The sequence below is a fragment of the Aquimarina sp. EL_43 genome (genome assembly GCF_943422735.1).
Lineage (GTDB): Bacteria > Bacteroidota > Bacteroidia > Flavobacteriales > Flavobacteriaceae > Aquimarina > Aquimarina megaterium.
On record NZ_CALSBR010000001.1, the window covers coordinates 2,223,615 to 2,234,321 of the forward strand.

Consider the following 10,707-nt stretch of genomic DNA (forward strand, 5'->3'; position numbering starts at 1 on the left):
AGGAAAGGGAACGAACAGATCTTAATAAATTTTTATAAAAAGTATCAGAGATATTTGTCGATTTTGTGTAGTTACTACACTACAAAAACTCAGAAAAATATTAATCATTCAGATACCTTTTCATAGTTACCATACAAGAAAATGATAGATAAAGAAATACTATTAGAATCAACAGAGTGTTATCTAAAATCTCTTATATCTGAATTTACTCAAATATCAATAGGAGATAATTGTGTATCTACTCCATTTCAGGAGTTAGGAATCGATTCGTTTCGTATCCTTCAGATTATCAAGAAATTAGAAGAAGAGTTTGGAACTTTGCCAAAGACCTTACTTTTTGAAAATTTCAATATTGGTGATTTAAGCTATTATTTTGTTGATAAATATGAAGGAGTACTAAGAGAGAAATTTAAGAAAGAAAAGGAAGATAGTGATCGAGTCGTATACACTAATGAAGAATCATTAAATTCTATCGAAGAAACCACAAAAATAATTGATAATCAATTTGATCTATCTGCGAGAGAAACTCCTATTCTTATATTAGAAAAAGAAGCTAATAAACATCCAGAATTACTAAAGCTGGTAGAAAAACTATTTAACCAATATAAGAATGAAGGCTCTGCATCAAGAGGCACAAGAAATATAGCTCCTAATCTTTTTATTGGGGCAGAAAAAAAGGGATATTTTAATTATAGTCGTTATAAGGATATCATACTAGTGTATAGTTATACAGGAGCCAAAGATTATCTATCTGTTATTACAGAAGAAATATATCAATACTGTATCAACAATAATTTTGAACTCAATCTTTTCACGGTCGATCAAGTAGAATCGATAGGAGGAGTTTTATTTACAGCCACTCCTTTTGGCGTTTTGTCAAGGGTAAATATAAAAGATTTCACGCTTCAAGGAAGCAAGATGCGTCGTTTACGATATCAGGTATCAAAGTTTGAAAAAGCAGGAAAATGTAGAACCGAGGAATATCAAAATGGTTCTGATAAAAAGGTAGACAAAAATATTACCAGAATTATAGACGAATGGTGTGCACCAAGAACAATGGTTAACCCACTCATTCATATAGTCAAAGAAGAAATTCTATCTGGTAACTTAAGTGCAGAACACAGGCTTTTTCTAACATATCTCGACGATGTCCTGCAGAATGTAATCCTTATCTCAAAATTATCATCAGAAGAGAATGGATATTTAATGGATTTAGAATTCTACCCAAAGGGGATGCCTCTGGGAGGATTAGAATTTGCAATTGTAGAGATTATCAAAATTTTAAAAACCGAAGAACATTCTACTTTAAGTTTAGGAGGTACATATGGTTGTAAACTAAACTCTTCATCAAATGCAGATCCAGAATTAGATAAAACACTGGATTACCTACGTGGGCAAAATATTTTTAACGATGAAGGAAATTTGCAATTCAAAAATAAATTCAGACCAGAACATAATACTGTATTTCTCTCCAGACCCGTAGGAAGCAATCCTGATAATGTAACCGATATTATTATGATGATTGCAGATCCGATGAAAATGCAAACTTCAGACCAAGAAAATCATACATTCACCAAATTATATAAGCAAACTGCTACATTAGAATCAAAAACAGGAAAACAGGATACATTAAATGCAAATGGAGAGTATAATCAAGTAAAAGAAAATCCACAAGAAGAGAAACATGCAGTGGTGATTGAAGGAGAAGAAAGGTCTGTTATGCTATCAAATTATGGTTATAACCCTTTAAATATTCCAGATGATCAGGTTACATTTGATCTAAAAACCGATTCGTGGGCTCAACTAGAGTTACCAGCTATTCAAAATCAGTTAGGCTTTTTATACACACAGATGCAACAACCAGTTGATCTGGCCGAGAGTTTAAGAAGTATATTTCCTTTTTCTTATTTTACGTTAACCACTGCAGGCCGTACTGCAGAACATGCTTTTTGTAAATCATGGCCTAAAAAAGGGAAAGTGCTTCAGAACCTGCTTTTTCCTACCATGATTTTTAATCAGATTGAAAATGGATTTACACCAATAGAGTTACCACATCCAGAGGTATACAAGTTAGATTCTGAAGACCAATATAAAGGAAACCTAAATTGGGAAGCTCTTAAAAAACAAGTAAAAGAAGACACAGAGTCGATAGCTTTTGTTTTTATCGAAATGAATGATAATGCTGCCGGTGGAGCGCCAGTATCCTTACAACATCTCAAACAAGTCAAAGCCTTCCTTTCAGAATATGCTATTCCTCTTGTTTTTGATACTACAAGAATTGTAGAAAATGCGTTATTTATCTTAGAACATGAAAACGAATTTACTGGGAAGAATGTCTGGGATGTAGTACGGGAAATGATCTCTTATGCAGATGCAATAATTGCAAGTTTGGCTAAGAATTTTTGCGTAGATAAAGGAGGGTTGATAGGTACCAATGATGTTGAACTTTACAATAAAATTCAAAGCTTTATTCAGGAAGAAAGCATTGGGCTTGATGTAATTGATAAAAAAGTTATTGCGTTATCATTTCATAACAGAAATAAGATTGAGACTCGGGTTCGTAATAGATTACAATCTGTACAGACAATCTGGAAGGTTTTAAAACAACAAGGAATTCCTGTTGTACAACCCGCATTGGGGCACTGTATATTGATTGATGTTAAACAAATTCCTGAATTTAAATTATTTGAGCACCCAGTGGCGTCATTTGTATCCTGGTTATATTTAAATACAGGGATTCGGGCAGGAGCTCATAATGTAGGAATGCAAAAAGATACAGAAATTAATAATCTGGTACGCTTGGCTATACCTGTAGGTTTAAAACAGGAAAAAATAGAGGAAATTGCTAATAGGTTGATTAAAGCCTTTAAGAAGAAAATTAATATTCCTGAGATCTTACCAAAGGGCAATCAGTCAGAAACATTTGGTAATATACATACCAATTTCAAACTCAAAAAGTATCATAACACTTCTGGAGAAGTAGTTTCAAAAACACTCAATTCTGAAACCTCTTCAATACATAACGACACTAATACCTCTGTTGCAGAAAGTAAAGGAAAATCTACCCAGATTCATTCAGATATTAAGACAAAAGAAACAGCAGAAAATCAGAATATACTTAGTGATAAGCCATATCAAACCGCTGATATTGCTATCGTTGGGATAGCCGGCCGTTATCCTAAGGCCAAAAACATGAATGAATTCTGGAATAACCTAACTCAAGCAAAAGATTGTGTCGAGGATATACCAGATATTCGTCTTGGGCAACGCCTTCATAATAAGTTTTCAGAAAAATATCGAGGAGGTTTCATCGATGATATTGATAAATTTGATTCACTGTTTTTTAACATATCTCCTAGAGAAGCTGAATATCTGGATCCACAGGAAAGACTTTTTCTTGAAGTGGCTTGGGAAGCTATCGAAGACGCTGGTTATTATCCAGAAACATTAGTAGATGACGATGCTTCCCGAAATATAGGGGTTTATGTAGGAGCTGTATGGACACTTTATCAGGTAATCGGTACAGAAGAAAAGCTGCAAGGAAATTTTGTTAGCCCTAGTTCACATTTATGGGGTATTGCTAATCGGGTATCATACGCTTTTAACCTTTCTGGCCCAAGTTTACCTATAGACACGGCTTGTTCCTCAAGTTTAAGTGCATTATATCTAGCTTGTGAAGCAATCTATAAAGGAGAATGTTCTGGTGCCATTGTAGGAGGAGTTAATCTTGACGTGCATCAAAGCAAAATAGACATTAATAAAAGTGGCGGAGCACTTTCGGCAGATGGCGTATGTCGTACCTTTGGTAAAGGCGCTAACGGCTATGTAGCCGGCGAAGGTGTAGGTGCAGTTTATATTAAACCTCTTGATAAAGCAATAAAGGACGGAGATCATGTGTATGGAGTGATTAAAGGTATTGCCGTCAATCACGGAGGAAAAACAAGTGGATTTATGGTACCTAGCCCTAAATCACAGGCCCAAGTAGTTACTACTGCATTAGAAAACGCTAAAATCGACGCACGAAGCATTGGTTATATCGAAGCGCACGGAACAGGAACCGAACTGGGTGATCCTATCGAGATTTCTGGTTTAACTACAGCCTTTCAGGAATATAATGTTGATAAACAAGAATGTTCTATAGGTTCGGTAAAAACCAATATCGGACACCTTGAAGCCGCAGCTGGTATTGTAGGATTGCACAAGGTACTCTTGCAAATGAAATATAGAAAACTAGTTCCTTCTCTGCATTCTTCTGAGTTAAACCCTTTTATCGATTTTGAAAATTCTCCATTTTATGTCGAGCAAAAGGTTAAAGAATGGAAACCTAAGACAGTAGAAGGTGTTCAGTACCCGCTTCGAGCTGGTATTAGTTCTTTTGGAGCTGGTGGAGCGAATGCACATGTTATCATTGAAGAATATGTAACTCCAATTGAAGAAGAAGAAACATCATCTTCAAAGTTTAAGGAGTATATCTTTCCGCTTTCTGCTAGAAATGAAGATCAACTTCAGAAAACAGCAGCTCGTTTGCGCGCATTCCTTCAGGATGATTTGTCTGGAGAAAAACTACTTACTTGTAAAGATATTGCACATACTTTACAAATAGGAAGAAAATCTTTTGATCATCGCCTAGTTATAATTGCAAAAACAAAAAAGGAACTGGTTCAAAAACTTACTTTATTTATTGATGGTAAGCAAGATAATACGATGCTTGTCGGAGAGGTAAAAAGCAGCCAAAATATTACACGGTTATTAAATCGTAAAGAAAAAGAAGAATTTATTAAGTTCCTGTCTCAGAGTGGAGACCTAAGTAAGCTAGCACAACTCTGGAGTGTTGGATTTCTTGCAGATTGGCAAGGAATACAAGACCTAGAAGCAGGAGCAAAGATTTCTTTACCAACTTATCCTTTTGCAGATAAAAGACATTGGATTTCTGATACTTCAAGATCATCCAACCTTAGCTTGCATTCAACCACTGCTCTTCATCCGTTAATCGATTCTAATGAGTCAACATTTGAAAGACAGGTTTTCAAAAAAACCTTTCACGATAAGGATTTCTTTATATATGATCACTTGGTATCCGAAATCCCTACTTTACCAGGTGTTGCTTATCTGGATTTTGCACGTAAAGCAGGAGAACTGGCAACCGGAAGAAAGGTTCAAATAATTAAAAATATTCTCTGGTTAAGTCCGCTCACTGTAGTTGATTCGGTACCCAGAGAAGTATGTATAGAATTGAAACCTAACGGAGGATTAGTACATTTTGAAGTATTTAGTGAAGAAGAGAATAATACAAAGCAAATATATTCACAAGGAAAACTTATATATGCAACTCATGAGGAGTTAACTGCAGAACCCGAATATATTGATTTAGAAGAAATTCGTACAAGATGTGCAAAAGTTACCCATGGTAAGGAAGCGTATCCACTTTTTAAGTCATTAGGACTAGATTTAGGACCTAGTTTTCAAGTGCTTCAGGATATTTTCAAAAACGATGATGAAATATTAGGAGAGCTTCTTATTCCTGAAATCCGAAACAATGATTTTAATGATTACTTGCTCCATCCTTCGCTTGTAGATGGTTCTTTTCAGGCAGGTATGGCGGCACAACTAGGAGCGCAAACAGGTGAAATGTTTGTGCCGTATTCAATCGGTGAAGTCGAAGTTTTACAACCGCTGAAACCAAAATGTTTTAGTTATGTCAAAAAAGTAGATGATCCAGGATCAAAGGTTTCCAAAGTGAATGTTTTTATTGTGGATGAGGATGGAATGATACTTGTGAAAATCAGAGAATCTATAGGAGTTCCACTGGTTAGTGTTCACGAAAAACCAGATCAAATTAAAGAAGAAGAGGAATATTCAAAATTATATTACTCTCATGAATGGCAGAAATCTCCTTTAGAACAAGAAAAAGTATTAGCTAATGAATCAGGGGCTATTTTACTTTTTAGCCCAGATGAAAAACTCCAAAAAGTTTATAAAGATCGTTATAAAAAGAATGAAGATATTATACTGATCGAACCAGGAGATGAGTATAAGAAATTTGGAAACCATAGATATAAGGTCAATCCGAAAAATCCAGCAGATTTTAAGAAGCTTTTTGAAGCTTTGAATAAAGAGGTCATCAAAAAAATATGCTTTGCCTGGCCGATAGGTGATGAGTTAAAGGACGGTGACGAATATAACGAAGGTTTTATTGAGAAATCTTTTGACTATGGAATTTATTCATTCCTTATTCTCTGTCAATCTTTGATAGAACAAAAACTAGACAATATTCAATTATTATATCTGTATTTAGGGCAAATAGATGCTACTCAACCGCATCATGAAGCGATAAATGGCTTTGCTAAAACCCTTCAGATGGAGCATCCAAAATTGTATTGTAGGATTCTAGAAATCCAGCAATCAAAGAATTCCTATGATAAAATTCTGGATATAGCTTTAACCGAATTACATTCTGATAATTCTAACGAAATGACAATTCGTTATCAGGAAGAAGAACGTTATATCAGAAAAGTAAAAGAGTTTTCTCTACTTCAGGATAAAGATGCTGATACGACTGATAGTTTTGGGCTAAAAGAAAACGGAGTATATATTATTACGGGTGGTGCAGGAGGATTGGGACTTATATTTGCAGAATATTTAGCTGCTCAATGTAAAGCACGGTTAGTACTTACCGGGAGATCGAAACTCTCAGATGAACGTAAAATCAAATTAGATAAATTAAGCGAAGCTGGTGCAGAAGTAATATATATACCAGCAGATGTTTCGATATCTAAAGATGTAGAGAACCTGATTAAGGAGACCAAATCGAAGTTCGGAGAAATTAACGGGATTATTCATAGTGCAGGTGTTTTGAGAGATTCGTACATAAGGAATAAAACACGTGAAGAAATGGAAGCGGTTTTTGCTCCCAAAGTTTACGGAACGTTGTATTTGGATAGCGTAACCAAAGATGAAGATCTGGACTTTTTTGTAACGTTTTCATCTCTTGCGGCTGTCGGAGGAAATGCAGGACAGTGTGATTATTCGTTTGCAAATCACTTTATGGATTCCTTTGCAGAGAAACGTAAATTCTTACAGGGAAAAGGAGAAAGATCAGGAGTGACATTAAGCCTCAATTGGTCTTTATGGGCAGATGGTGGAATGAGGTTGGATGAACAAACTGAAATTTTCTTTAAAAAGAATCTCGGGATAAAACCTTTAAGTATCGAAACTGGCCTGGAAGCATTTGAAAAAGGTCTTCATACCCAAAAAGCACAATTTGTTGTATTAGAAGGAGTACAGGAAAAAATAGAAAGAGCCTGGGGTATTAACGAGCAGGAAACTCCGAAAGCTGAGGTAATCGACTCCGAAACTTCAACAGATTCTGAAGTACTGGTGGATCAACAAGCAGATAAAGAATTATTTACAATGGTTCGAAATGCATTATCCGAAATTGTTATGGAGATGTTGAAACTGGACCCTGAAGATATTTCGTATGATAAGATATTATTGGATTTAGGGTTTGATTCTATAGGTTTGACAACGTATTCAAACAGAATCAACGAACTTTATGAATTGGATATAACTCCGGTACTCTTTTTTGAATATCCATCAATTAAAGAAATAGCAACATTCCTCTCCAGAGAACATAAGAATGAAGTACAGAAAACTCATAAAGTTTCAGGAGGTGCTTCTTCCTCTGATGCCAGGAAAGAAGTTAGTCAACCAACAAAAGGAAAAGAGCAACAATCAAATACGGAAAAAGGCATATATGGTATCAATAAAGGGTGGAATGCAAGTGCATTGGATCCACAATCTCCTCAATCTTTGAGAATAGAACTATCCACAGAAAGCCGTTTTATAGATCAACCTATTGCTATAGTAGGTATGAGTGGCGTTATGCCAGGGTCAGAAAATCTGGAAGAATTCTGGGAAAACCTGGAGAATGAAAAGAATTTAATTACTGTGATTCCTGAAGATCGATGGAATTGGGAGGATTACGATGGAGATCCTTTTACAGAGAAAAATAAAACCAATTCTAAATGGGGAGGTTTTATGAGTGATGTAGATAAATTCGATCCTTCATTTTTCGGTATTTCTCCTAGAGAAGCCGAAATGATGGACCCGCAACAGCGAATATTTTTAGAAACTGTCTGGAAAGCTATTGAGGATTCGGGGCATAAAGTTTCTGATCTATCGGGTACCAAAACAGGACTATTTGTTGGAGTAGCAACAAGGGATTATGCCGATTCACTAGTAGATAATCAAATTCCGCTTGATGGATATACTGCCTCAGGAAATTCACATTCTGTATTGGTTAACCGGGTTTCTTTCCTGTTAAATCTTCGCGGACCAAGTGCTCCACTGGATACAGCGTGTTCCAGTTCTTTGATTGCAGTTCATAGAGCAATAGAATCAATACATACTGGAAGTTGTGATATGGCTATAGTTGGAGGAGTACAGCTAATGCTTACACCTGCAGCTTATATATCATTTGGAATGGCAGGTATGTTAAGTGGCGATGGTAAATGCAAAACCTTTGACAAGAGTGCAAATGGATATGTAAGAGGAGAAGGCTCAGGAGCTATATTTCTTAAGCCTCTGGATAAGGCAGAAGCCGATAGAGATCATATTTATGCTGTTATTAAAGCAACTACCGAAAATCACGGAGGAAAGGTTACCATGCTTACAGCACCTAATCCTGTAGCTCAAACTGATTTGCTTGTTGAAGCTTATGAAAAGGCTCATATTGACCCCTCGACGGTGGGATATATCGAATGCCACGGTACAGGTACCAGTTTGGGAGATCCTATTGAAATTCAGGCGTTGAATAAAACATTTTCAGAATTATATAAAAAACATGATAAAGTTCCTGCAAAAACTCCTCACTGTGGTTTGTCTTCTGTAAAAACTAATATTGGTCACCTGGAGACAGCAGCCGGAATAGCAGGAGTACTGAAAGTACTACTATCTCTTAAGCATAAAAAAATACCAGCAACGCTTCATTTTGAAGAACTCAATCCGTATATCAATCTTAAAGATAGCCCACTCTACATTGTAGATAAAACACAAAATTGGGAGGTTATAAAGGATGATCAGGATAACACTCTACCAAGAAGAGCAGGAGTAAGCTCATTTGGTTTTGGAGGAGCAAATTCACATATCGTTTTAGAAGAATATATTGAGAAAGAAGACCATTCACAAGTTCAATCAGATGAACCACATATCATTGTACTTTCAGCAAAAACTGAAGATCGACTTAAAGCATACGCTCAATTACTATATAACCATATAGAAAAACACGATATTAATATTACTGATCTTGCTTTTACACTTCAGGTAGGAAGAGATGAGATGAATGAACGATTGGCACTGGTAGTACTTTCTATTGAAGAACTGAAAGAGAAACTTTCAGACTACCTAAATCAAAAAGAAAACCTTGAAGATATTTTCTATGATAGAATTAAACAAAATAGTGCAGCTGTAATAGACTCCACAGAAAGTAATGACTTCTCAGAGAACCAGATAAATAAGTACATTAATGATAAGAATTATTCTAAGCTAGCCGAAGCTTGGGTAATGGGTATTGATATAGGTTGGGTACAATTTTATGAACAAATAAAGCCAAGACGTATTAGTTTACCAACATACCCTTTTGCTCGTGAGAGATACTGGTTTAATTTGGCAGATAGTGAAAAATTGAAATCTGAAGGGGAATTTGAAAAACTTCATCCGTTGTTACATTATAACTCCTCTACACTAAACCAGCAATGTTATACTTCTATTTTTAGTGGTAAAGAATTTTTTGTAAAAGATTGTAAGATACAACAGCAAAACGTAATGCCTTTTACTGCTTGTTTAGAAATGGCATATGTAGCAGTAAAAAATGCAATGCCAGATCTTAATGAATCTATATCTCTAGAATTACGAAATACTTCTTGGGCACACCTGCTTACTCTTAAAGAAAACAAAGAAGTCAATATATCCCTTTTTGAAAATGATTATAAAGGAGTTGACTATGAAATTTATAGTACAGAAGGAGAAAAAGAAATAATTCATTGCCAGGGAGAAGTTGTCATGGGAGCAAATCAAACTTCAACAAAGATTGATATCGTACAACTTAAAACTCATTTTGCAGCAGAACTATTGGATGCAGAAAAACTTTATCACATTTTAAAGCAAATGGATATGAGTTATGGCTCTTCTTTTAAAGGAATAAAAAACTTTTATAAAGGAGAAGATCAGATCCTTGCTCTATTAAGTTTACCAGAAACTATAGTAGACGATTATGAAAACTACACTCTTCATCCGAGTCTGCTAGAGAGTTCGTTACAATTGGGAATCGGTTTATTAACCGATCTGAATCCTAAATTAAATCAACCCATATTACCTGTTGAAATAGGATCTATGAAGTTGTTTTCTCCTTACCAAAAAGAATTATATGCCTGGGTACGATACTCTAAGGGAAGTAAACCAGAAGATGATATAGTGAATATAGATATTGACCTCACCAATGTATCAGGAGAGATATGTATTAAAATGAAGTCTTTGTCATTCGATAACTCTTTACATAAGCAGTCTATTAAAAATTCACATAAGGATTTTGAAATGTTAATAAACGCCATACAGAATTATGATTCAAACCAAACAGAATATACTGATACAGAAGATCACACTGTAAGTTTTGATAAATTATTAAAGGATGTATACTAAAGTAAAGATAAG

Annotated in this window: 1 protein-coding gene; it reads left to right on the top strand. The window is 35.2% G+C overall.

The genetic code is table 11. The annotated features are described in order from the left end of the window. Positions 1-141: 141 nt before the first annotated feature. Positions 142-10,695, top strand: a complete 10,554-nt coding sequence (locus NNL09_RS09920) for an SDR family NAD(P)-dependent oxidoreductase (RefSeq protein WP_196912019.1) — start codon at positions 142-144, stop codon at positions 10,693-10,695. Positions 10,696-10,707 lie beyond the last annotated feature (12 nt).

Coding starts and splice junctions, on each gene's coding strand:
- NNL09_RS09920 (WP_196912019.1), top strand. CDS start 142: ATGATAGATAAAGAAATACTATTAGAATCAACAGAGTGTTATCTAAAA.